Origin of the sequence: Paenibacillus sp. J23TS9 (assembly GCF_018403225.1) — a bacterium.
Classification (GTDB): domain Bacteria; phylum Bacillota; class Bacilli; order Paenibacillales; family Paenibacillaceae; genus Paenibacillus_AQ.
This window is the reverse complement of the sequence record NZ_BOSG01000003.1, coordinates 283,304-307,122: the sequence shown is the minus strand read 5'-3', so window position 1 is coordinate 307,122 and position 23,819 is coordinate 283,304. Positions and strand designations below refer to the sequence as shown.

Below are 23,819 nucleotides of genomic sequence, written 5' to 3'. Positions count from 1 at the left end.
TGCTGACCGCCTTTGCATAAAATGTATACATTTATTTGCATGAAGACATGAACTATAAAGGCCATAACCCCTGAGGTTACGGTCTTTTCGCTGTTTTTACATTTTGTATAGATCCCCAAAAGGCTTGATTTAATCACACTTAAGCGGTTGACAAAACCCAGGCAACTGATAGAATGATAACTAAATCGATCTAATTGAGAATGAGTATCATTCTTAATATATGTAGTTTTATGCATATAAACCGTATAAGAAAGAGTCGAATCTGTTATGAAAATCTGGTACTTGTGGGTAGCGCTCATTGTTTTTTCAATCATATCCCTGTTCGTGGGAGTTAAGAACATCTCTCCGCTGGATCTTTTTCATCTAACCCCGGAGCAGCAGCAGGTACTATGGGTCAGCCGGTTGCCGAGGCTGGTAAGCATTATCATCGCAGGCGTCAGCATGAGCATCATTGGTCTGATTATGCAGCAGCTGACTCGCAATAAATTTGTTTCGCCGACAACGGCGGGCACGATGGACTCCGCTAGATTCGGCATTTTGGTGGCAATGATGCTATTCTCGAATGCTACCACGCTGGAAAAGATACTGGTTGCCTTCCTCTTCGCCTTGCTGGGAACGTTCATCTTCATGAGGATTCTGGATAAGGTGAAGTTTAAGGATACGATATTCATTCCTCTGGTGGGACTTATGTTCGGTAATATCGTCAGCTCGATCACAACATTTTTTGCCTACAAAAATGATCTGATCCAGAACATGTCCGCCTGGCTGCAGGGTGATTTCTCAACGGTCCTCAAAGGACGCTATGAAATGCTGTATGTCAGCATCCCGCTCCTCATTATCGCTTATCTGTTCGCGAACCGCTTCACGATTGCGGGTATGGGTGAGGAGTTTGCGGTCAATCTTGGCCTCAACTACAAGGCGGTGGTGAATATTGGTCTGGTGCTGGTCGCCGCGGTATCATCGGTGGTTATTTTGACGGTAGGTTCGATTCCATTTCTCGGTCTGGTCGTTCCGAACATCGTGACGATGTACCAGGGTGATCATTTGAAAAAAAATCTTGCGCATACCGCCTTGCTTGGAGCCGTATTCGTTCTGTTCTGCGACATCTTGGGCCGGATCATCATTTATCCGTATGAGATATCCATCGGCCTTACGGTTGGCGTCATAGGCAGCGCGATCTTCATTTTCCTACTCCTGAGAAGAAAGGCTTACGCGTCATGAAAAAAAAGCTGATTTTCCTATCGATTATCGCACTGGCGCTGATACTCGTGTTCATGTTCATCCAAGCCGGTGGCAATTGGGATTATGTCCTGCCGCGAAGGGGCAAAAAAGTGCTGGCGATGATCATTACAGGCGGGGCGATCGCTTTTTCCACCGTCGTCTTTCAGACCATAACTAATAACCGGATCCTGACGCCGAGCATCATGGGACTCGATTCCCTGTATATGCTGTTTCAGACCTTTATGGTTTACATATTCGGTTCAGCCGGGCTGACCATGATGGGCAAGAACATTAATTTTATTTTGTCAGTCGGCCTGATGGCACTCTTCTCGGTGGTCTTTTACAAGCTGCTGTTCAAGCGGGAAGGGCAGAACATTTACTTTTTGCTCCTGCTCGGGCTGATTTTCGGCACATTGTTCCAGAGTCTGTCGACATTCATGGAGGTGCTGATCGACCCGAACGAATTCCAGATTGTGCAGGATAAAATGTTCGCAAGCTTCAACAATGTGAGCACGGAGCTGCTGTGGATATCGATTATATTGATGGCGGCAGTCACGGTTTATTTTGCGCGATATGCCAAGTATCTCGATGTTATTGCTCTCGGTAAGGATCAGGCAGTCAATCTGGGTGTGGATTATGATCGGGTTGTGAAAAGAATGCTGGTCGTGGTTGCGATACTGATCTCCATCGCGACAGCGCTGGTAGGTCCGATTACCTTTCTCGGGCTTCTCGTTGCTAACGTCAGTTACCAGTTCATGAGAACCTTCAGGCATCATTTTCTCATTCTCGGAGCCATGCTGCTCAGCATTATCGCCTTGGTGGGCGGACAACTGCTGGTTGAACGGGTATTCACCTTCTCCACCACGCTGAGCGTTATCATCAATCTGGCCGGAGGGGTGTACTTCATCTACCTGCTGCTAAAGGAGAGTAAATCGTCGTGATTGAGGTCAACAATGTAACCAAACTATACAATGGCAAAACCGTCCTTGATGACGTGTCTGTCCGCATCGGCAAAGGGAAAATCACTTCCTTCATTGGTGCGAACGGGGCAGGCAAAAGCACGCTCCTGTCCCTGATCAGCCGCCTCATCAAAAAGGACGGAGGAGACATTCTGATAGAAGGCGAGTCCGTCGACAAATGCAAGAGCAGTGATCTCGCCAAGAAAATATCGATTCTCAAGCAGTCCAACCATATCAATGTCCGTCTTACGATCCGCGAGCTGGTCAGCTTTGGACGGTTTCCTTACTCACAAGGCAAACTGAAACCGGAGGATTGGGTTTTTGTTGATGAGGCGATCCGGTACATGGAGCTTGAGGAGATGCAGCATCAGTATCTGGATCAGCTGAGCGGCGGCCAGCAGCAGCGTGCTTTTATCGCGATGGTCATCGCGCAGAATACGGAATACGTGCTGCTTGATGAACCGCTGAACAACCTGGATATGAAGCATTCCGTGCAAATTATGAAGGTACTGCGGCGGATGGTGGATGAGCTTGGCAAAACCGTCATTATCGTCATTCATGATATTAACTTTGCTTCTGTATATTCGGATGATATCGTGGCTCTCAAAAACGGGAGAGTCGTCAAAGAAGGACCCGCCGCGGAAATTATAGATTCCCCTGTGCTCAAACAGGTATACGGCATGGACATCCAGATCGAAACGATTAATGACCACAGAATTTGTGTGTATTTTGCGTAAGGAGTACCTTTAACTTCGGTAATGATATGGGGTGCGCCGCCAGCATGCCAGGGCCCGGCAGCACGGCTTGCATCGCATAATTTTATAAAATGGCTCTGACTAAATTCTTTTCACGGTGGGCCGCTGCGGTGACGGATCGTTCTTCCGATCGCTGTTGCATCCAAATTTCTTGATTATATTTTTTATAAATGTAGAAATTCGGATGCAGCAGTTGCTTTCGAAGCGAGCTTTCCTGGGGAAAGCTTTCAGTCGAACGCTAACGCTTCTTCAAAACGATTCCGCCCCCTCCGCTACTTCCGAACTATACCCAGCCACCTTGGCAGAAGATGCGGCCGTACTAATTTTTAAAAAAAATATTATGAGGTGACCACTTTGAAAACAAGAAACATGCTCATGCTAATCATATCTGCAATGCTGGTGTTTGTACTGGCTGCTTGCGGTAACAATAATAATGCCGAATCGCCGGTCAAGGAAACCGAGGCCAATGCGGCTGCTGCTACAGAGGGATCCGAGGAAATCACCATTAAACATAAGCTTGGCGAAGTCAAAGTGAAGAAGAACCCGCAAAAAGTTGTTGTATTCGACTTCGGGATTCTGGATACGCTCGATAAGCTGGGAGTTGCCGTAACGGGTGTGCCACAAGCTAACATTCCGCCATATTTGTCCAAATACGAAGATAAAGATGCATATAAGAACGTGGGCAGTTTGAAAGAGCCTGATTTTGAAAAAATCAATGCACTGAAACCTGACTTGATTATCATTTCTGGCAGACAATCTGATGCATATGAGGAACTGAACAAAATTGCCCCAACCGTATATCTTGGACTCGATACAACCAAATTCATGGATTCCTTCAAGGAAAATATGAATACGGTCGGCCAAATCTTCGGTAAGGAAGCAGAAATTAAAACTGAGCTTGAAAGCATCGATAAGTCTATCGCCGAAGTGCATGACAAAGCAGCGGCCTCCGGCAAAAAGGCCCTGATCGTGCTTTCCAATGAAGGCAAGCTGAGCGCGTACGGTCCGAACTCCCGTTTCGGCATCATCCATGATGTGCTAGGATTTACCCCGGCGGACGGCAAGATTGAAGTATCGACGCACGGCCAAAGCGTAACTTCCGAGTACGTGGCTGAGAAAAACCCAGACTACCTGTTTGTCGTTGACCGCGATGCTGCGATAGCAACGGATAAGGGTGGAGCAGCTGCGAAGAAAACCGTTGAAAACGAGCTGGTGAAAAACACGAACGCATCGAAAGATGGACATATCGTCTACCTCGATCCGAACTACTGGTACCTTTCCGGCGGCGGCCTGCTGTCCGTTCAGGAAATGGTGAAGGAAGTTGGAGAGAGCATTAACTAAGCTTTAAAAGGACATGAATAACCCGCCGGTAATGGCGGAAAGGCTGTCTGCATTCCGATGCGGCAGCCTTTTTGTATGTGAATAGATGCCAGCTAAATAATGAAACACCTTACGGAATCCATCTTGTAACCCAAATCCTGCATATGCTTTAATAAGCTTACAAGAAAGAATGGACATCCGTTGAAAGGGGAAGCAGCATGGCCTATCTGGACTTTCACCCAAATGATTATTCCGTGACCTATAAGTCGGACACCATCTCGCTTCTGGCCAAGGAATATGCGCTCCTTCAGTTTCTCTACCGGCATGCCGGGCAGACCTTCACGAGGGAGCAGCTGCTGGATCGGGTCTGGCCGATGGAATATCCGGGCGAGCGCACGGTAGATGACCATGTGTACCGGCTCCGGAAAAAGCTGAAGCGCTGGAGCGGACAGATCCGGCTTGCTACCGTGCGGGGGCTTGGATACAGCTTAACGATGAAAGAAGCCCCAGAGCTTGCCATTCCATCGCTGACGGATAGCGGATTGCAGAAGCAGATTTGGCAGCTGATGGACACCTACCAAATGCTTGGCCAAAGCAAGTCGATGCTGGTTCTCGCGAATCAGCAGGAGCTGCTCGGTGTAAACATTGATTCACCGCATTTGATGTTTCTGCGGTTTGTGCAGGCAGATCTGGACTGGTTTCTGCATAGTCCTGAAGCTGAAGATCGTGACAAATTATATTGGCTGCTTGCATCCTACAGTACCTATTACAAGGAGCCGCAGAAATGTCTGAATTACTTTGAGCAGGCAATCGAGTCCAAAATTCTTCCGGATCAGGAACACCGTGAACTGGAGGTATTGAATATACTGGGCCTCTATGCAGACAATGGCCGTATTGAAGAGGATCTCCGGCGGGTGCAGAAGGCATATCGATTTATCGAGAGGTTAGAGGGCGAGCTGGACGGCTTCAACGTTCATATCGCATTGGCGGAAATGTACATTCATCTCGTCGCAGGCGATATTCCAGAAGCAGAGCGCTGCTCGAAGTGGATAGAGGATATGTTGGCTGCGGCTCCTTATTTGAGAGAAATCTGTACCTATCATGGTTTAAAGGGAAGGCTGCTCATGCTTCTGGGGCGCCGTCCGGAAGCTGTGACAGCGTTTGAACATGGTCTTGCTGTCGGTGAAGAGGCGCATAATATGCCGCTGCTCGTAAAGTCCGTCGTTGGCACGCTGGATTTTCTTAAAAAGGCATATCAAGACTCCCCGCTGCAACGGAAGTTCCAAGCACGGTATGATGAATTTGACCGGATTTACAGACTTTCAGCATATAAGCAGCCCGTGGAACAAATGATTGAGCGGATTTTGAGCTCTGTCTGATATTCCTCTGATATTTCTCCGTTAAGGTGAGGGTATTCTGATTAGCGGAGGAATTCTCATGTCGACTGCATCATTGATATCAAGTAAGCGCCCGGCATCCGTCTGGAGCAACCGCACATTCTCCAAGATGTTCTCGGCTTACGCATTTTCATCCTTCGGCGAATGGTTTGATGCTTTTGCCATTGAAATTTTGGTCGCGTACCGCTGGCACGCGGATCCATTCATGATTGCATTCATTCCTGTCATGATGGCTCTCCCCGGCATCTTGCTCGGTTCCTTTGCCGGCGTCATTGCCGATCGGTGGAAGAAGGTCAACCTCATGATGCTGGCTGATGCGGCCGAGACGGTTCTTACCGTCCTGCTGCTTTTTGTTCCGAACATGTACTGGTTGCTGCCGCTCCTCGTATTGCGTTCTGCCATGGGGATATTCCGTGTTCCGGCGCATCAGGCGCTGACACGCCAGGTCGTCCGAGAGGACCAGCTGTTGAAGGCAACCTCCTATAACGGACTGGTCAACCAGTTTTCCAAGATTGCCGGTCCACTCCTTGGCGCGGTGGCTTTAACGGTGGTATCCCCTCAAATGTGTATTCTGGTGAATGCTTTTACCCGTCTTCTTTCCTGCATTTTATTGTTCACCCTGAGGCATATCGACCAAAATGCAGCCGCAGAGAAGCCTGGGGAGGCGAATGGGCCGGGAAGCGGGGAAGAGCATAAGCAAAGCTTTATCCAGTTGTGGAGGCAGGGATGGGCCGTGCTGTTGCAGCGCCGGATTCTGTTCAACAGTTTTATCGTGAATATGACCGTTATGCTGGTCATTATGATGATTGATTTCCAGTTTCCAACCTTGTTTCGGGAAATCGCACCACATAATGAATCTCTGCTGGGATGGACGATATCGGCCACCGGTGTTGGGGCGGTCATGACCATTTTGCTGTTGAACCGGCTGGGCAAAGTGCGTTACGGACTAGGAATCGGGGGCGGTGTGGCGCTGATAGGAGCGGCATTTGGGTGTATGGGATTGCTTGGCCCAAACTCGCCTGAAGTGTGGAGCATTGTTCTCGGGCTTGTCATTGGCATCGGGAATGGTCTGACCATCGTGACTTATAATTATGTACTGCAGAAGGAAACACCGGAAGGGATGACGGGGCGGATATTCGGCATTCAGAATACGTCTGCCAGCACAATCATGATCGCTGCGCCTTTAATGGGTGGCGCACTGATTCATGGACTGGGCGTGGGCAAGGTTTTTCTCATTCTGGGAGCGGCTATTCTGATCCTTGGCGCGGTATGTCTGGCTTTTCAGAGTAAACTGTGGCCATCCAAGCAGGTAACAACGGTTCCTCAAGAACTTAGGGAGGTCTCAGGCTAGTCTAGAGTTGATATGAATTTATGATGATTAGAAGCCGGAAGTGCTGCCTGGTACTGATGAAAATAGATTGACAGCCTTTTCACTTCTCCTTTTAATAGAGGTTGAGGTGATGATAAATGACAACCGCTTTACTCATCATTGATATGCAGATTGCTTTATTTTCCTATGAGGATGAACCCTTATATAGGGGCGAACAGGTACTGGACAACATCCGCGGCTTGATGGACAAAGCCCGTCGTGCCGGGGCGCCGGTCATCTATGTGCAGCACTGCAGCCTGGAGGACGACGAGTTCCGGGAAGGCTGTGCTACTTGGCCGATTCATCCGCAGATTGCTCCGCTAGAAACCGATACGATTGTAAAGAAGTACTCGTGGGACTCCTTTCATGGAACTCCGCTTCAGGAGCATCTTCAGAAACTGGGGGTCCAGAAACTAGTGATTGCCGGTGGACAAACGGAATTCTGCCTGGATACCACCTGCCGCAGAGCGTACAGCCTGGGGTACAAAAATATACTGGTGAAAGATGCGCATACCACCTTGGACAGCAAGCTGATGACAGCCTCGCAAATCATTGCTCACCATGAGCATGTGCTTGGAGGAAGATTTGTGGAGCTGCAGCCAGCGGCGGAAGTGGTTTTCGCATAAATTCTAACTTTCCAACGATAAGCTTTGTTTAATAAGCCGATAGTGAGTGATGTACCCATCTATCATTATTATTTTTAAATACTGGACGAAATAGAGGGATTTACAATGATCCGATATCCATTGATGAGCGAGGGAGCCGTCATCGGCATCACTGCGCCATCGTCAGGCGTGGAAGAAAGCATGCATAACCTGATCCGGGAGGCCAGCAAGCGTTTGGAAAGCGCGGGATTCCAGGTGATCGCCGGCGATAGCGTATGGACACAAGAAAAAGCAAAATCGGCTCCAGCCAAGGCTCGTGCCGCTGAGTTTAACCGGATGCTGCGTGACGATGCTATTGATTTGATCGTGCCTCCTTGGGGAGGAGAGCTGTTGATTGAAATTTTGGAATTTCTTGATTTCGGCCAACTGCCGGAGAAATGGATTCTCGGTTACTCCGATATCAGCCTCCTGCTGCTTGCGATTACGCTCAAAACCGGCCTGGCGACGGCTCACGGCACCAATCTGATAGATTTGAGAGGCGAGTATTCCGATGAGACCACGGCCATGTGGCGCACTGTGCTGTCCACGAAAACAGGTGCGTCTGTGGAGCAGCAATCGTCGGCGCTATATCAAAAAGAGTGGAAGCACGATGCGCCATCGCCATGCGTGTACCATCTGACGGAGCCTACTGCATGGAAAACGGTGTCCGGCAGCAAGGTCAGTCTGAAGGGCCGTCTGCTTGGCGGCTGCATCGACGTGATCCGGCATGTGATCGGCACGCCGTATGGCAATGTCCGCAGCTTCCAGCAGGAGCAGATCGGCGGGGAGCCCATCCTCTGGTACCTGGAAAACTGTGAGTTGAACATGGCGGACCAGCGCCGATCGCTGGTGCAGATGAAGCTGGCGGGCTGGTTTGATCACTGCTCCGGCCTGATGTTCGGAAGAAGCCCGGCGAATCGTCCTGTTGAAGGATACACTGCCGAGGATATGTACCGGGAGCTGGCAGAAGAGCTGCAGGTACCGGTCGTTTACGATATCGACTGCGGGCATGTACCGCCGCAGATCACTTTGATTAACGGTGCATTCGCCGAGGTTGAGGTGGAGAGCGGTCAGGGATCAATCACGCAGTATTTTAGGCCGTAAGATGCGCAGCCCTTTTTGCACTTAATCAGCCAGTTCCGAACGAGCAGCCGAGAAGGCTATGATGCCCCTGTGCGAAGGCACCGAGTGTCGGGGAACAGCTGCTTGACAGAAGGAAAGCCATCGGTGGGTGAAATGATCGTGAAGAGCGAAGCTGAACAGTGAGGGGCTGTTAATTCAGTAGAGCAATTTAAGTAGCATGGTTTTTTAAAGTAGCTTCGAGTAACATAAGCAGCAGAGAGGTAGCGGAGGGGACGGAATCGGTCTGAAGAAATGCAATGGTCGCCTAAAAGCTTTCCAAAGGAAAGCTCCCTCGGAAGCATATGCTGTCTTCGGATTTCATCCCTAAATAGGGATATTTAAAGAAATCCGGAGACAACAGCGATCGGAAGAACGATCCGTCACCGGAGCGGCCACTAAGCACGCTGCCAAAAAATAAACGCCAAAGGACAGCTATGTCCCGAGGCGTTTTTTCTATTCCGTTACATAAGGCTCATGGAGGCTATACCTTAAAAAATCACCAGACCACAACACAGGAGACCATGCAGCCTTCGCCTTCCGGGCAGTAGTATAGAGGCAAGCACGAAACGTGCATAAGAGGCGAAGGAGGCTCGTCATGTCAAGCAAAACGGAAACGGCTGCGCGCTTGCCAACCGGCATGAAGCGGAAGACGAACAAGGACAATGGCATTTGGCGATTGATATGGAAATACAAGGCGCTTTATTTAATCTCCATCCCCAGCATCCTCTACTTTCTGATATTCAAATACATTCCGCTGGGCGGCTCGATTATTGCATTCCAGGACTACAACATCTTCAAGGGCTTTAGCGGCAGCGATTGGGTCGGATTTGCCCATTTTGCCGAAATGTTCAAGCATTATGACTTTTTACGGATTTTGAACAATACGGTGCTGATTGGTCTCTATGATCTGATTTTTTCTTTTCCGGCGCCGATCATCCTGGCGATTCTGCTCAATGAGCTGCGGCTGGTCATGTTCAAACGTGTCATCCAGACCGTGGTGTACATGCCGCATTTTCTCTCTTGGGTCGTTATCGCCGGGATGTCCGTGGCCATTTTGTCGCCGACTACGGGTGTTTTGAATCAGCTGCTCGTATTATTCGGGATCGATCCACTATATTTCCTTGGTGATAATTCCTATATCCGCGGGGTGCTTGTCGGTTCAGGCATCTGGAGGGATACAGGCTACGGAACGATTCTTTATTTGGCGGCTCTTGCCGGCATTAATCCCGAGCTGTATGAAGCGGCGCAAATTGACGGGGCCAACCGCTGGAAGCAGACGCTGCGGATCACCCTGCCGGCGCTGCTGCCGACGATCATGATTCTGTTCCTGCTGCATATCGGCAAGTTTCTGGATTTTGGCTTTGAGCGGGTATGGGTGTTCCTGAACGCGCTGAATACGGAGAATGGCGAGATTCTGGATACGTACATTTACCGTGCGGGCCTCTTGTCCCAGCAGTATGGCTATACCACAGCGGTCGGGTTGTTTAAGTCGGTTGTCGGGCTCGTGCTTGTGATGATGGGAAATTTATTCAGCCGAAAAACAACGGGCGAAAGCTTGTACTAACGGGGAGGGGAAAACAGAATGTACGGAGCTGTATCCAAAAGCTACAAGACGTTTAATGTGTTCAATATCCTGTTCCTGACCCTGCTCGGGCTGATGATGTTCCTTCCGTTCCTGAATGTCATCGCACAGTCTTTCAGTTCTTCCAGTGCCATTACCGCGGGTAAAGTCACCTTTTGGCCGGTGGATTTCACTCTGATAAACTATGAGTATGTGTTTAGCGATGCATCGATCTGGCGGGCCTTTGGGGTGTCGGTGTTCGTAACGATTGCCGGAACGATGATCAACCTGATTGCAACCGCGACGCTGGCTTATCCGGTATCGAGACCCGAATACGTGGGCAGACGGATTATTGTACTGCTGGTGCTGGTGACGATGATTTTCAGCGCACCGCTTATCCCGAATTTCCTGCTCATCAAAAATCTCCACATGATGAATACGCCTTGGGCGTTAATCATTCCGGGCGCGGTCAGCGCGTTCAATTTTTTCGTGATGCATTCCTTTTTCAAGCAGCTGCCTCCGGAGATCATTGATTCCGCACGGATTGACGGCTGCGGCGAGCTGGGGATTATGGTCAAAATGGTCGCGCCCCTTTCCAAGCCGGTGATGGCTTCACTCGGGATCTTTTATGCGGTGGGGCACTGGAATGCCTATATGAGCGCACTCTACTATATTGACCAGCCGAAATGGTGGCCGCTCCAGGTGAAGCTGAAGAGAATGTTCGAAACGGATGATATCAGCATCGATCCCGGCGCTTCACAGTTCAGTGATCTGGCACATACCTCCCCCGAGGGGATCAAAATGGCGACCATCATCATTGCCACGCTGCCGATTATTATGATTTATCCATTCCTGCAGAGGCATTTCGTGAAAGGGCTTACACTCGGAGCTGTGAAATCATAACAAAAAACATATAAATTCAGACAATCTTAAAAAATGACAGGTGAATATGAAGTTGCGACCTCACGGTCTTGTAAATTTTAGGGATACAATCTTCTTGCAAAATAGAGCTACCCGCAGCAGTACATTATTCAGAAAAGAGGGGATATGTTTGAAGAAGTGGGCAAGCTTGGCGTTAACCTGTATGCTCGTGATGAGCTTTTTGGCAGGATGTTCGGGTAAGAATGAACCGGCGAAAGAGGAAGCCGCAAGCAGCGGGGAGAAGAAGACTGAAGCTGCGGATGAGGTGACGAAGTTCTCTATTTCACTGCGGACGCTAAACTTCGGATATGTGGAGAAATCACCGGATATCAATGCAGACAAATGGGTGAAAAGAGTAGAGGACCTTACGAAAACGGATATGGACATCCGCCTCGTACCGCATAAGGAATATGAGCAGAAGATGGTGCAGATGTTCGCAACCAACGATATCCCCGATGTCGTGCAGGGTCAAGGCGGCACAACCGGCAAGGAAATGGCGGGATCGGTAGAGGCAGGCGTGTTCATGCCGCTGGATGATCTGCTCAAGGAGTATGGCCCAAACCTTTTGAAGAAAATTCCAAAGGAAGCATGGAATCGGATGTCCTATCAGGGTAAAATTTATGGTATCCCGGAGTGGCTGGGGAATCCTTCCCGCCGGGCCACATGGATTCGCAAGGATCTTCTGGATCAAACGGGACTGCCTGTACCTAAAACTGTAGATGAGTATCTGAATGTTCTGCGGGCCTTCAAGAAGCTGGGCGTAGAGAATCCTTATATGGGGCGCCAGGATTTCAAATATGCCGACACGTTCTTCGGCTCCTATGATGTGTTTCCTTATCTGAGCCAGTTTGAAGAAGCAGACGGTCAGGTGCAGCCGAAATTCATGGATTCAGAGAATATGATGAAAGCGCTGTCTACGTACAAGACGATGTTTGACGAAGGACTTATCAATAAGGAATTTGCAACCATCAACCCAACCACGTTCAAAAATACGATCCTGGCCGGCAAGGCAGGCATCTGGACGATGAATGCCAACGAGCTGATCCAGTGGCAGACCCAGCTGCAGGATACCGTCAAGGATGCCAAGCTTGAAATCATTCCTTCTCCGGTCGGACCGGACGGCAAAGGCGGCTATTATCTGTACGGCGATGTGGCCCGCTCTTACTTCATCAACGCCAAATACAAGCATCCGGAAAAAATCATTCAATTTTTCGACTGGATGGTATCGGATGAAGCTGAACAATTTTTCACCTACGGCGTTGAAGGCGAGAATTTTACCAAGGAAGGCGACAAAATCAACTATAAGCAGCCAACCGATGCCCAGGCTGTGGATGAAGAACGCTACCGCCAGGCATTTCTGTGGATGGTTCAAGATACAACCTATAACAAAGGGTCGCTCAGTTTGACCGAAGAAGGCAAGAGCCTGATGAGCGTCTTTGACAACACGCTGGCGAATGAAGGCCGCGATGGGATCGAATTCGATCCGCGTCTGGAAGCGCTGAAGAAAAATCCGGATATCGCGCCGCTCTCCGATACGCCTCCGCCGCTCCTGATCACCCATATGGTGAAAATGGTGTACGGGCAGGAGCCGATCGACAATTGGCCGAAGGTCATTGAAGAGTGGAAATCCAAGGGGGGCAGCGATGTCCTCAAGGAAGCCAATGAAAGATATCAGTCCAAGGAAGGCGTATTCCTGCCGAGAAAATAGGGCTTAGGCTCCATCGGTGATTCGGATACCCCTTCTGTATGGAATCGAAAGGAGCTGCTTGCTTCATGTACCGAGTTCTTATTGTTGACGACGAGCCCATGATTCTGAAAGGATTGACGGTATTTTTGCAGCAGTCCGGGGTCGGTATCGCCTCCATCCGCTCAGCTTCGAACGGTGAAGGGGCGCTTGCGGCGATCAGGGAAGAGCTCCCCGATTTTGTGTTTACGGATATCCGGATGCCGGTTATGGATGGCCTGGCTTTATGTGCACAGATTGCGGAGATGGACCAAAAGATTCAGACGGTGGTCATCTCCGGCTACGACGATTTTACGTATGCGCAGACCTGCATCAGCTATGGAGTGAAGGAGTATCTCCTTAAGCCGATCAGCAAGCGCGATTTACAGGATACGCTCCGTAAACTCATTCAGCGCGCAGAGGCTGCGAAGCCTGCGTCCGCTTACTTGTCTGTAGCCAAGATGGATGAATGGATGGCGGAGATTGAACAGGCGATCTATTACATGAACCAGGAGCAGGTCACGCAGCTATTGCAAACCTGGGAGCAGGAAATCGCCACCTATCATATGCAGGATGAACAAAGAATCGAAATGCTGCAAGAGTTCCATGTGCTGCTGATGAAAAAGCTGAAGGCCAGGGACGTGAACATCGAGCTGCGTCCGCTGCTGGAGTTGAAGCAGGGCATGACTTTTCATACGGTCTATAACCAGTTTACAGGGAGTATTCAAGACACGCTGGATAGCTTGTACAGGCGGAGAAAGGGCAAGCTGAAGGACCCCATCGAGGAAGTAAAGATGTACATCGAGCAGAATCTCGGGAGCGAAGTATCTCTGGAGGAAGCGGCTGATCTGCTGGGACTGCATCCGAACTACTTCAGCGTCATGTTCAAACAGATGACTGGAGAGACCTTTGTTCAGTACCGCACCAAGCGCCGTATGGAGTATGCCAAGCGGATGCTGGGCGAAGAGCGGTACAGAATTACGGATATCTCGTATGCGGTTGGATATGCCGATCACTCCAACTTCACCAAGACATTCAAGAAATACGAAGGTATTTCTCCTTCCGAATATCGGCAGAAGATGGGAATCTGATGTTCCGTATTTTCCGCAAAAGCATTTCGCACCGGATTTTCGGTTATTTCATGATTCTGATCATTATTTCACTATCGGTGGTCGGCACCATCACATATTTCCAATCTTCCAAGCTGCTGGATCGGCAGCTGGAGCGTTATCTGTCGCAAATGATTACGCATGCGGCTTATCATACGGACCTGTATCTGCAAACATTCGATAATGCGAGTAAAACCATCCTATCCAACGGAGATGTACTGAAATTCGTGGAAATGGACCCGGACAACGGTTACCAGTATTATGAGCTCTCCAAGAAAATACAGAGCCAGGTTTTCGATTCGGCATTCATTATCTACCCGCAGATCGAGCTGATTTATATCATAAACCAGGACGGCAAGGCCATTACGACCAAGGATATCATTCAGGATGAAGTGAAGGATTACAAATCCTATTACCAGCTGATCGAGAAGAATCTACCGGAAAATGGTCTGGGCGCACTCATCAATTCAGCTACAGTAGCCCCCGAGGACGACCAATATATTACGTTTGTCCGCCGGGTACGCGGTATTGTGTCGCATCAGCCGAGAGGGATTCTCGGGATGAAGCTCAATACGCGGGAAATCTCCAAGCTGTGGGGACAAATGGATCTGGGGGAAAAGGGATATTCCTTCATTATTGACAGCAAGGGGAATTTCGTGAATAAGCCGGAGAATGTGGCGGCGGATATGTACATGGACGAGGAAATCAAGCAGAAGCTGCTTGCCGGAGGCGAAGATACCTTCACGGCACGCGTTGGCGGGGAGAAACGGATGTATGTCTCCAAATCTCTGCATGCTGCCGATTGGCGTATGGTCATCTCGGTTCCGGTCAGCGAGCTGCGCGAGCCGATTATGAATATTCGTTACACCACGGTCATTGCAGGCGTAGTAACACTGCTGATTGCTTTATGGATCGCCGGCCGTTTCGGAAAATCGCTTGTCCAGCCGTTGAAAAAGCTGGTGCGGAACATGCGGCTCATGGAAAAGGGAGAATGGCAGATTATCGATACGGAAGACCGTCAGGATGAATTCGGATATCTCATTCTGAATTACAACAAAATGCTGACCAGGCTGTCGGAGATGATTGAGAGGGTCTATGAAGCGGAGTTGAAGTCGCAGAAGACGGAGCTGAACCTGCAGAGAATTGCGCTGGAGCAGCATAAAGCCGAATTTCAGGCGCTTCAGCTGCAAATCAACCCCCACTTTCTGTACAACACGCTGGAAACGATCAAATGTTATGCCGTCGTACAGGATTCTGAGGAAATTATGGATATGGTCGAGGCGATGGCATCGATGCTGCGCTACGCCATCCAGACCAGTTTAACGGAGATTACGGTCGTCAATGAGCTGAAGCATGTGCTGAATTATATGACGATTCTTCAATACCGGACCCAAAGGCAGTTCGAGCTGGATGTGAATATTCCGCCGGATTTGCTCCTGCATAAAATGGTCCGGCTTACCCTGCAGCCGCTGATCGAGAATATGTTCCAGCATGCTTTTCCAAACGGGATTCAGGATCATCACCGGATTGGCATCCATGCATTTGTAGTAGGAGACTGCTTTCATCTGGCCGTTGAGGATAACGGAGTGGGTATGACGGAAGAAAAGCTGCACGCGGTGCGTGAGAAGCTGCGCCTGAATCAGTTAGCTGAATCGGACTCCCATTCTTTGTATCACAAAGGCGGGCTGGGGCTGATGAATGTGCATCGCCGCATTCAAATGGTGTACGGCGACACGTACGGTTTGTCTATCGACAGCATCTTTCAGGAGGGAACGAGGATTACGATATCACTGCCGCTCGACGGCAGCATCACTTGCATATATGAGGAGAGAGTAGGATGACAATTCAGCTGCAAGGAAAGATCGCGTTGGTTACCGGTTCAAGCTCAGGCATTGGGCGCCAAATTGCGGAGACACTTGCTGCGGCAGGCGCCGCCGTTGCCGTTCATTACCGCAAGGGAAAAGAAGAAGCGGAGGCTGCAGCCGCAGCAATCACCCGTGCTGGCGGCAAAGCAGCCGCATTCTACGCGGATGTGACGAAGATTGAAGAAATGGCGGCGATGGTGGAAGAGATTCAGGTCCAGCTTGGCGGGACGATTGATATTTTAGTCAACAATGCCGGCGACCTGATTCAGCGGGTGACGAATGCCGAAATGACCGAGGAGCATTACATGCGCGTCATGGACGTGAATCTGAAATCCTGCGTATTTTTGAGCAAGCTGGTTATTCCGGGCATGACCGCCAAGGGGGCAGGGAAAATCATTAATCTGACCTCCGTAGCGGCACATGACGGTGGCGGGCCTGGCGCATCCATCTACGCGGCGAGCAAGGCCGCCGTCATCACCTATTCCAAGGGGCTGGCCAAGGAGCTTGCTCCTCAGGGAATTAACGTAAACTGCATGTCACCGGGATTTATCGGGCATACATCCTTTCATGCCACGCATACCTCGGATGAGGGACGGAAGGCGACAATAGCGAAAATTCCGCTCGGCCGCGAAGGTACTCCGCAGGATGTGGCGGACACGGCACTGTTTCTGGCCTCCTCCTTGTCGGACTACCTGACGGGAGAGACGATCGAGATTAATGGCGGATTATTCATGCGCTAACCAAAACAGAGGATGGAGGCATCTCTTTCATGAGCATTACGAATGCGTTGTACCAGCCTTTAAGCGGGGATTTGACAGTCCAGTACCAGCCCAGTGAAGAAATCAGGCTCAGTGAAAATCCGCCGCGGTTCACCTGGATCCCCGCCAAGCTGGAAGATGACCGTTACACGCTTGAAATTTCACCTTCTCCCGAATTTGATCAAGGGGAAACCAAGGCCTACGGACCCCTCCCCTATAATTTTTTTACACCGGATGAGGCTTTGCTGCCGGGCATCTATTACTGGCGCTACGCACTGGTTGAAGGATCTGGGGCAGATGTGTCGCAGTCGGAGTGGAGCCGGGTAAGAAGATTTGAAGTTCCAGAAGGCTTGCCGGAAACGCCGCTAGCCTCCCGTTCCAACCGTTACGGTGAGGCCCTGAGCGGACATCCGCGGCTGTGGCTTCAGCCGGATGAGCTTGAAACCTTTAGATGCCGGGTGGAGCAGGATGCGTCTGATATGGGCTGGCAGAACTTTTACGAGCTGTCGGTTAAGCCGTGGTTAAGCCGGGAGCTGATTCCAGAACCGGCGCCCTATCCGAATAACAAGCGGACTGCTGCACTCTGGAGGCAAAGCTATCTGGACTGCCAGGAGATGTTGTATGCTATCCGGCATTTGAGCATCGCGGCCATCGTTCTGAAGGATATGGAGATGATCAATCAGGCAAAACGCTGGCTGCTTCATGCCGCTTCATGGGATGCGAACGGCACGACAAGCCGGGATTATAATGATGAATCCGCCTTCCGGATCGCGGGAGCGCTCGCCTGGGGTTATGATTGGCTATACGATGAACTAACGGCAGATGAGCGCGGGCTTATACGTGAGAAGCTGCTGCATCGTACCCGTCAGGTTGCCTTTCATGTCATTGATCGCTCCAAAATTCATCAGGTGCCTTACGACAGTCACGCGGTCCGTTCCCTGTCCTCTGTGCTGGTACCCTGCTGCATCGCCTTGTTTGACGAGGAACCGGAAGCCAGGGATTGGCTCAATTATACCGTGGAGTATTATTACACTCTTTTTTCTCCTTGGGGCGGTGAGGATGGAGGATGGGCAGAAGGTCCGCATTATTGGACCACGGGCATGGCATATCTTACCGAGGCGCTGGATTTACTGAAAAATTTTGCGCATCTGAATGTATTCCAGCGGCCATTTTTCCAGCATACAGGCGATTTTCCGCTGTATTGTTATAGTCCTACCACATCTACCCGCACCACGTTTGGCGATAACTCCACCCTTGGAGACGATATCATCAAAAAGGTAGGCTATAATATTCGGCAGTATGCCGGTATTACGGGCAATGGCTGGTATCAGTGGTATTATGAGCAGCTGAAGGACCGAAATCCGGAAGCGGATTTGCTGTTTTACAACTACGGCTGGTGGGATTTCCACTTTGACGAGCTGCTGTACCGCCACAATTATCCTGTTATTTCGGCGGTAGAGCCGTCCGGCATCGAACCGGTCAAATGGTTTCGCGATGTTGGCTGGGTAGCCATGCATCACAAGATGCATGAACCAAGTGAGCAAATCTCGCTTGTAACCAAATGCAGCCGATACGGCTCCGTCAGCCACAGTCACGGTGACCAGGGCGCTTTCATGCTGCATGCCTTCGGAGAACCGCTCGCGATCGAAAGCGGCTATTATATTGCCTTCAACAGCTCCATGCACCTGAATTGGCGCAGACAGACCTGCTCGAAAAATACGATTCTGATCGATGGCCAGGGTCAGTTCGCGGATATGAATAAGGCGCTCAACATTGCAGCGAAGGGTGAAGTGGAGGATGCCTTTCAGAGTAAGGATTATGCCTATGTGCGCATGAATCCGACGCAGGCTTATCTTGAGCATATCCCCTATTTGAAGCAGTATAAGCGGGAAATCTATTTTGTGCAGAATGCTTATTTCGTCATTGTGGATTCCGTCGATCTGGAGCAGCCGGGCCGGATTCAGTGGCTGTTTCATACGCTCTATGAAATGGAACTGAAAGGGCAGTCGTTCCATGTTCATGGCCAGCAAGCAGACATGGAAGGCAGGTTTATTTTCAGCTCGTCAGGGGATTTGGTTTTGACCCAGTCGGATGAGTTCACCGGCGTAGATCCGGCAGAGATCGAGGGGCTGGCAAAGCACTGGCATCTCAGCGCTGAAACTCAGTCCGCCGCATCACACCGGATCGCTACGCTGCTTGTACCCAAGCACCATAGTGAGCGCGGCAAATATGTATCCTATTTTATGGATGATCAGGGCTTTAGCTTTAATCTATACTTAACGGATAACGGCCGAACGCAGAAAATCGAGATTGCTAAGGCTTTTTAAAAGGGCAAATCATCCTGGCAACTGAGAATAAGGAGGAACTCATATGAGCAACATTGGAAAATGGGAAGATGCCGAACCGGGCGTGATCCGTAAAATCATGCAGCCGGGCGCATCGCTAATGATGATGGAGGTTCATTTTGAGGAGGGTGCGGAAGGCTATGAGCATGCACACCCGCATGAGCAGATGTCTTACTGCCTGAAGGGAAAGATCGAATTCACCATTGATGGCGAGAAGACCATCATCACCGCAGGTGAGACCATTGTCATTCCAGGCGGTGCGAGACATGGGGCCAAGGCACTTGAGCCGAGCGCGCTGCTTGATTGCTTCACGCCGCTGCGTGAAGACCTGATTCGCAGATAGTATACTTGATAGAAGGAAGTCCGATCAGGGGCTTCCTTTTTTCTTTTCTATGAAAATTCAGGATCATACCAGCTCAGCTAGAAATTATGTTAGTATTTGGAAGTGGTAGGTTTTTAAAATACATAAGGCAAGACCCAAGGGAGAGATGCGAATTGATAGAAACGGCGGAAACCTCAAAAGAACGCGTAATATCCATCCGCAATTTGGAAATGAGTTATGGAAGCAAGCCGATTTTGCAGGGGATTGATCTGGACGTGTACGAGGGGCAAATTATCGGTTATATCGGTCCAAATGGCGCGGGCAAAAGCACAACGGTCAAAATCATGCTCGGTCTGGTAGAGGGCTACCAGGGAGAGGTGCGGATCTTTGGCAGGGACATCGCGGACGGGGACATCGAATACAAGCGGCGTATAGGCTATGTGCCTGAGGTGGCGGAGCTGTATGACAGTCTCACTGCGCAGGAGTATCTGGGGTTTGTGGGTGAGCTATATGGACTTACGCAGCGGAAGGCTGATCATAAGGCGAGACGTTTGATGGCTAAATTCGGGCTGGAAGAGGTTTATTTTGACCGGATATCTTCATTTAGTAAAGGTATGCGGCAGAAGGTGCTCCTCATATCGAGTCTGCTGCATAATCCGGACATCCTGTTCCTGGATGAGCCGCTGAGCGGTCTGGACGCCAACAGCGTCATGATCGTGAAGGAAATTCTGGCCGCGCTGGCGGCGGAAGGCAAGACGATTTTTTATTCATCGCATATTATGGACGTTGTGGAGAAGATCAGCAGCCGTATTCTGCTGTTAAACGGGGGGCAGATTGTCGCTGATGGCAGCTTTGAGGAGCTGCGGGAGCAGTCGCATGAGCGCTCGCTGGAGCAGATTTTCAACGATTTAACGGGATTTCATGAATATAAGGATGTGGCGGCGTCATTTGTATCGATCGTCCAAGAGGTGTAGCCTATGGGAACGATAAAATGGCTTCGTATTCTGGACCCGCTGCGGAATGTGTTTGAGAAATTCGGCGTGGATTACCCGGTGATGCGTAAGATTCTGGAGATCAAACTGCTGATGGATGGACGCCGAGCGCCAACGCTGCTTCAGAAATCCTCCAAAAATGCGGATCCCGCCACGCTGTCCAATCAGTTCATTAAGTCGCTGTGGATATATATTGTGCTCAGCCTGGTGCTGGTGCCGTTCGTGGCCATGAAGATGAACTTTATGTTTCAGATGAGCCTGGTGTTCGGCATACTCATGTTTATGATCACGACTTCCATGATTTCCGATTTTTCCTCGGTGCTGCTGGATGTCCGTGACCGCAATATTTTATTTTCCAAACCGGTTCAGCGCAAGGCGATCAATATGGCAAAGCTGCTGCATGTGACAATCTACCTGCTGCTGCTGACCGGATCACTGACCGTACTGCCTCTCTTGGTAGGACTGTACAGGCATGGCATTCTCTTTTTCCTGCTGTTTATCGTGGAAATCATCCTGATGGACGTGTTTATCGTCGTACTGACGGCGGCGCTGTATTGGCTCGTGCTGCGTTTCTTTGACGGGGAGAAGCTGAAGGATATTATCAACTATGTTCAGATCGGATTGACCATTGCCATGACCGTCGGCTACCAGTTCATCTCCAGATTATTTAATCTGATGGATGTTAAGGTGGCCTTTACGGCGAAATGGTGGGAACTATTTATCTTCCCTACCTGGTTCGCATCGCCTTTTGAATGGCTGCTAGGCGAAGGCGGGAATACGTATGTTATTATTTTCTCGGTGCTGTCCGTGGTTGGTCCGCTGGCCGCGTTATGGATTTATTCCTTACTGATGCCTTCCTTCGAACGGAATTTGCAAAAACTCGCCACCCATCAGGCACGGGGGAAAGTGAACCGGCTCCGGCTAGCGGATCGGCTCAGCGTCTTATTTTGCCGGGGGAATATCGAAAGGCTGTTCTTCCGCTTCTCCTGGGACATGATGGGGCGGGAGCGGGATTTCAAGCTGAAGGTATATCCGCAGCTGGGCTTCTCTCTGATCTTTCCGTTTATTTTCATGTTTAATATACTGCGTTCAAACAGCGGTTTCGCTGGGATGAGAGAGGGCAGGGGTTATCTGTTTCTGTATTTCTGTGCGATGATGATTCCGACCATCGTCCTGATGCTCAGGTTCTCCGGCAGCTCTAAAGGAGCATGGATCTACCAGACCATTCCGCTGAAGAATACCGCACCGATCTATAAAGGGGCTGTGAAGGCGATGATCGCCAGGCTGTTCGGGCCGGTGTTTGTGTTTCAGTCCGTTGTTTTTCTGTTTATTTTCGGGGCGAGGATTATTCCCGATCTTGTCGTCATTCTGCTTAGCGTTCTGCTGTATACGGTGATCAGCTTTATGGTGCTTGAAAAGGAGCTGCCTTTTTCGAGGCCTTTTCAGAACACGCAATCTGGGAATACTTTTGTTTTCTTGGGGTTGATGATATTGCTTGGCGCATTCGCAGGTGCCCACCTGGGCTTTACATTTTTAGCGTATGGTGAGTACCTGTGGATGCTGCTGCTGTTGGTCCTCAATCTCATCGCCTGGAAGCTGGCTTTCCGCAAGGGATCATTAAACCAATTAACGTATGATTAAAAACATGCCGAATCCCCCTTTGCAGGGGGATTTTATGCGTTGTTCACTTATTTCTGGTCCTTTTGAATATAAAGAGGCTAACCGGAGACCGGGTTCAGCAAAAGTTCAGGGCGATGGATTGATCGGCGAGATAGCCGCTTTGCCCATGTACTGTGTGCTGCTTCGCAAGCTGTAATTCATAGATTCAAATTTCTCTTCCTCACAGGCAGCCTATCATTGCGATAAGGGTAACAATAGCCTGTTCATTGCCGGAATTCGTGCATAAACTATACTGTCTTTGCTACTTAAATGGCCGGAATGGAGAGGTTATGAGATGACTGAGAAAAAGAAACTGCGTAGAACCCTGATGAGTAAGTGGACTAAAACGAAACTGCTTGTGGTTCATGATGATGTAAAGTCGGTTATACCGGATACACGAAAGTTAAGTAAGTCGACTTTGAAGTCTATGCTCAATGCCTATAAAATGGTATATGTTAAGCCTGATGTAGGGACCTTTGGCAACGGTGTGATCCGGGTGGAGAAGCTGGAGTCAGGAGGTTATTCGCATCAGTTGGGAACCAAGGTCAATATAAAAAAAGATTTCGATTCATTTTATGATTCTCTTATAAAATTAACCGGAAGCAGAAGCTACCTTATTCAGAAAGGGATTCATCTGGTGAAATACAATCACCGCCGTTTTGATATTCGCGTGATGGTTCAGCTGAGTCCGAAGGGAATATGGGAAACAACGGGGCTGATCGGAAGGGTAGCGCATCCGGGGAAAATTGTGACGAATTACCATAGCGGCGGAAAGCCAATGGATGTCAATCGTCTGCTGGGCGCACATTTATCCCAGAATCAAATGACCAAAACGATAGGGACGCTGGAACGACTGGGCGTTAAAGTAGCTCGTCATATGCATGCCAAATATCCTGGCTTCAGACAACTTGGACTTGATATTGGATTTGACCGTACCTGGACGCCGTGGATATTGGAAGTAAACACGAATCCTGATCCGTATATTTTCAACCAGCTTTCTGATAAAAGAATGTACCGAAAAGTAATGAAATATAGACGTGCTTCTCAATAGCTTTTTGCCGCTCAACAAACGGTCTGACTCTCGTGAGAATAGGCCGTGAGATATTTTCCTGTTTGCACTTTACTGCCTATATTTCACACTTTGATTATGAACCGAAGAAGTAGTACATTAATAGATGAAATCATAAGGAGGTTTCTGAATTAATGTTCTATGAAGACAATGAGAATCTGACCATCATGACCTACACCTTGAATAGTGGCATTAAAGGAACTGTACCTTTATCGAATAAGCAAATTCAGGAATGGATCGAGTGCTATCGTACCGATGCGAAATTCATCACAGCTATTGGCAAAGAGTTTTTTGGCCTCAATCCAGAGCTGGTTGCGGATTTTAAAGTGCATAATCGTTTTTCCAATTACGCTGAAGTCATCAAGCCCGTAGGCAACCCGCCGGCCGAACCGGATAATGCCGACCAGCTGTCCAAAGCGTATGAAGAGAACCGTGTATACTTTAAAGTCGACTGCAAGTGCGGTACTACCTACACGACCTTTTCCCAATACTACACGACGAAATGGTATTGTTCCAAATGTAAGGAGATCGTGTTTCTGGACAAGAAGAAGGGCAGAGTGTCGACAGACAAAGGCGATGCCTGGTACATGACCAACAAGTATTATGTATCACGGGACTAGCATGAATGAGCGAAAAACGCCTGTCACAGGGTGAAGACATAGAGGATGAATTGAACATGTTTAAGGGACTGCTCGGGCCGCTAAGGCT

Annotated in this window: 21 protein-coding genes; all 21 read left to right on the top strand. The window is 49.5% G+C overall.

Annotated features, from left to right (window positions below):
• The first annotated feature begins 267 nt into the window (after positions 1–267).
• The 21 genes from KJS65_RS19870 to KJS65_RS19770 all read left to right on the top strand — a co-directional run bounded on the left by KJS65_RS19870 (position 268) and on the right by KJS65_RS19770 (position 23,731).
• Positions 268–1,221, top strand: coding sequence for an ABC transporter permease (locus KJS65_RS19870; protein ID WP_213651598.1), 954 nt, complete (start codon positions 268–270; stop codon positions 1,219–1,221).
• Positions 1,218–2,162, top strand: coding sequence for an iron chelate uptake ABC transporter family permease subunit (locus tag KJS65_RS19865; protein ID WP_213651597.1), 945 nt, complete (start codon positions 1,218–1,220; stop codon positions 2,160–2,162). The genes KJS65_RS19870 and KJS65_RS19865 overlap by 4 nt, the downstream gene beginning before the upstream one ends.
• Positions 2,159–2,917, top strand: coding sequence for an iron ABC transporter ATP-binding protein (locus tag KJS65_RS19860; protein ID WP_213651596.1), 759 nt, complete (start codon positions 2,159–2,161; stop codon positions 2,915–2,917). The genes KJS65_RS19865 and KJS65_RS19860 overlap by 4 nt, the downstream gene beginning before the upstream one ends.
• A gap of 387 nt (positions 2,918–3,304) precedes the next feature.
• Complete coding sequence (locus KJS65_RS19855) at positions 3,305–4,276, top strand: siderophore ABC transporter substrate-binding protein (RefSeq protein WP_213651889.1); 972 nt, start codon at positions 3,305–3,307, stop codon at positions 4,274–4,276.
• 197 nt (positions 4,277–4,473) lie between these two features.
• Complete coding sequence (locus tag KJS65_RS19850) at positions 4,474–5,634, top strand: winged helix-turn-helix domain-containing protein (protein ID WP_213651595.1); 1,161 nt, start codon at positions 4,474–4,476, stop codon at positions 5,632–5,634.
• Positions 5,635–5,692: 58 nt separating this feature from the next.
• Positions 5,693–7,003 (top strand): MFS transporter, encoded by a 1,311-nt coding sequence (locus tag KJS65_RS19845; RefSeq protein WP_213651594.1) that lies wholly within the window; start codon positions 5,693–5,695, stop codon positions 7,001–7,003.
• A 116-nt stretch (positions 7,004–7,119) separates the two neighbouring features.
• A complete protein-coding gene (locus KJS65_RS19840; protein WP_213651592.1) occupies positions 7,120–7,647 on the top strand; it encodes a cysteine hydrolase family protein in 528 nt (175 codons plus the stop codon).
• Positions 7,648–7,752: 105 nt separating this feature from the next.
• Positions 7,753–8,769 (top strand): S66 family peptidase, encoded by a 1,017-nt coding sequence (locus tag KJS65_RS19835; RefSeq protein ID WP_213651591.1) that lies wholly within the window; start codon positions 7,753–7,755, stop codon positions 8,767–8,769.
• A gap of 655 nt (positions 8,770–9,424) precedes the next feature.
• Positions 9,425–10,351: an ABC transporter permease gene (locus KJS65_RS19830; RefSeq protein WP_136608156.1), complete on the top strand. Its 927-nt coding sequence runs from the start codon at positions 9,425–9,427 to the stop codon at positions 10,349–10,351.
• Between the two features lie 18 nt (positions 10,352–10,369).
• Complete coding sequence (locus KJS65_RS19825) at positions 10,370–11,251, top strand: carbohydrate ABC transporter permease (RefSeq protein ID WP_213651590.1); 882 nt, start codon at positions 10,370–10,372, stop codon at positions 11,249–11,251.
• Between the two features lie 148 nt (positions 11,252–11,399).
• On the top strand, positions 11,400–12,977 hold the full coding sequence (locus KJS65_RS19820; RefSeq protein WP_244864650.1) for an extracellular solute-binding protein: 1,578 nt from the start codon (positions 11,400–11,402) through the stop codon (positions 12,975–12,977).
• Between the two features lie 65 nt (positions 12,978–13,042).
• Positions 13,043–14,083 carry a response regulator transcription factor gene (locus KJS65_RS19815; RefSeq protein WP_213651588.1) on the top strand — a complete coding sequence of 347 codons (1,041 nt, stop codon included), beginning with the start codon at positions 13,043–13,045 and terminating at the stop codon, positions 14,081–14,083.
• Entirely contained in the window at positions 14,083–15,942 is a 1,860-nt protein-coding gene (locus tag KJS65_RS19810; protein ID WP_213651587.1) for a cache domain-containing sensor histidine kinase, read from the top strand. The genes KJS65_RS19815 and KJS65_RS19810 overlap by 1 nt, the downstream gene beginning before the upstream one ends.
• A complete protein-coding gene (locus KJS65_RS19805) occupies positions 15,939–16,706 on the top strand; it encodes an SDR family NAD(P)-dependent oxidoreductase (protein WP_213651586.1) in 768 nt (255 codons plus the stop codon). The genes KJS65_RS19810 and KJS65_RS19805 overlap by 4 nt, the downstream gene beginning before the upstream one ends.
• 29 nt (positions 16,707–16,735) lie before the next feature.
• Positions 16,736–19,051, top strand: coding sequence for a DUF4962 domain-containing protein (locus KJS65_RS19800; RefSeq protein ID WP_213651585.1), 2,316 nt, complete (start codon positions 16,736–16,738; stop codon positions 19,049–19,051).
• Between the two features lie 43 nt (positions 19,052–19,094).
• Positions 19,095–19,412 carry a cupin domain-containing protein gene (locus KJS65_RS19795; protein WP_213651583.1) on the top strand — a complete coding sequence of 106 codons (318 nt, stop codon included), beginning with the start codon at positions 19,095–19,097 and terminating at the stop codon, positions 19,410–19,412.
• 209 nt (positions 19,413–19,621) lie between these two features.
• On the top strand, positions 19,622–20,365 hold the full coding sequence (locus KJS65_RS19790; RefSeq protein ID WP_244864691.1) for an ABC transporter ATP-binding protein: 744 nt from the start codon (positions 19,622–19,624) through the stop codon (positions 20,363–20,365).
• 3 nt (positions 20,366–20,368) lie between these two features.
• Positions 20,369–22,024: a hypothetical protein gene (locus KJS65_RS19785; protein ID WP_213651581.1), complete on the top strand. Its 1,656-nt coding sequence runs from the start codon at positions 20,369–20,371 to the stop codon at positions 22,022–22,024.
• A 34-nt stretch (positions 22,025–22,058) separates the two neighbouring features.
• Positions 22,059–22,199, top strand: a complete 141-nt coding sequence (locus tag KJS65_RS19780; RefSeq protein ID WP_213651579.1) for a hypothetical protein — start codon at positions 22,059–22,061, stop codon at positions 22,197–22,199.
• A 138-nt stretch (positions 22,200–22,337) separates the two neighbouring features.
• Positions 22,338–23,093: a YheC/YheD family protein gene (locus KJS65_RS19775; protein ID WP_213651578.1), complete on the top strand. Its 756-nt coding sequence runs from the start codon at positions 22,338–22,340 to the stop codon at positions 23,091–23,093.
• Between the two features lie 152 nt (positions 23,094–23,245).
• Positions 23,246–23,731, top strand: a complete 486-nt coding sequence (locus KJS65_RS19770; protein ID WP_136607281.1) for a hypothetical protein — start codon at positions 23,246–23,248, stop codon at positions 23,729–23,731.
• The last annotated feature ends 88 nt before the right edge of the window (positions 23,732–23,819 follow it).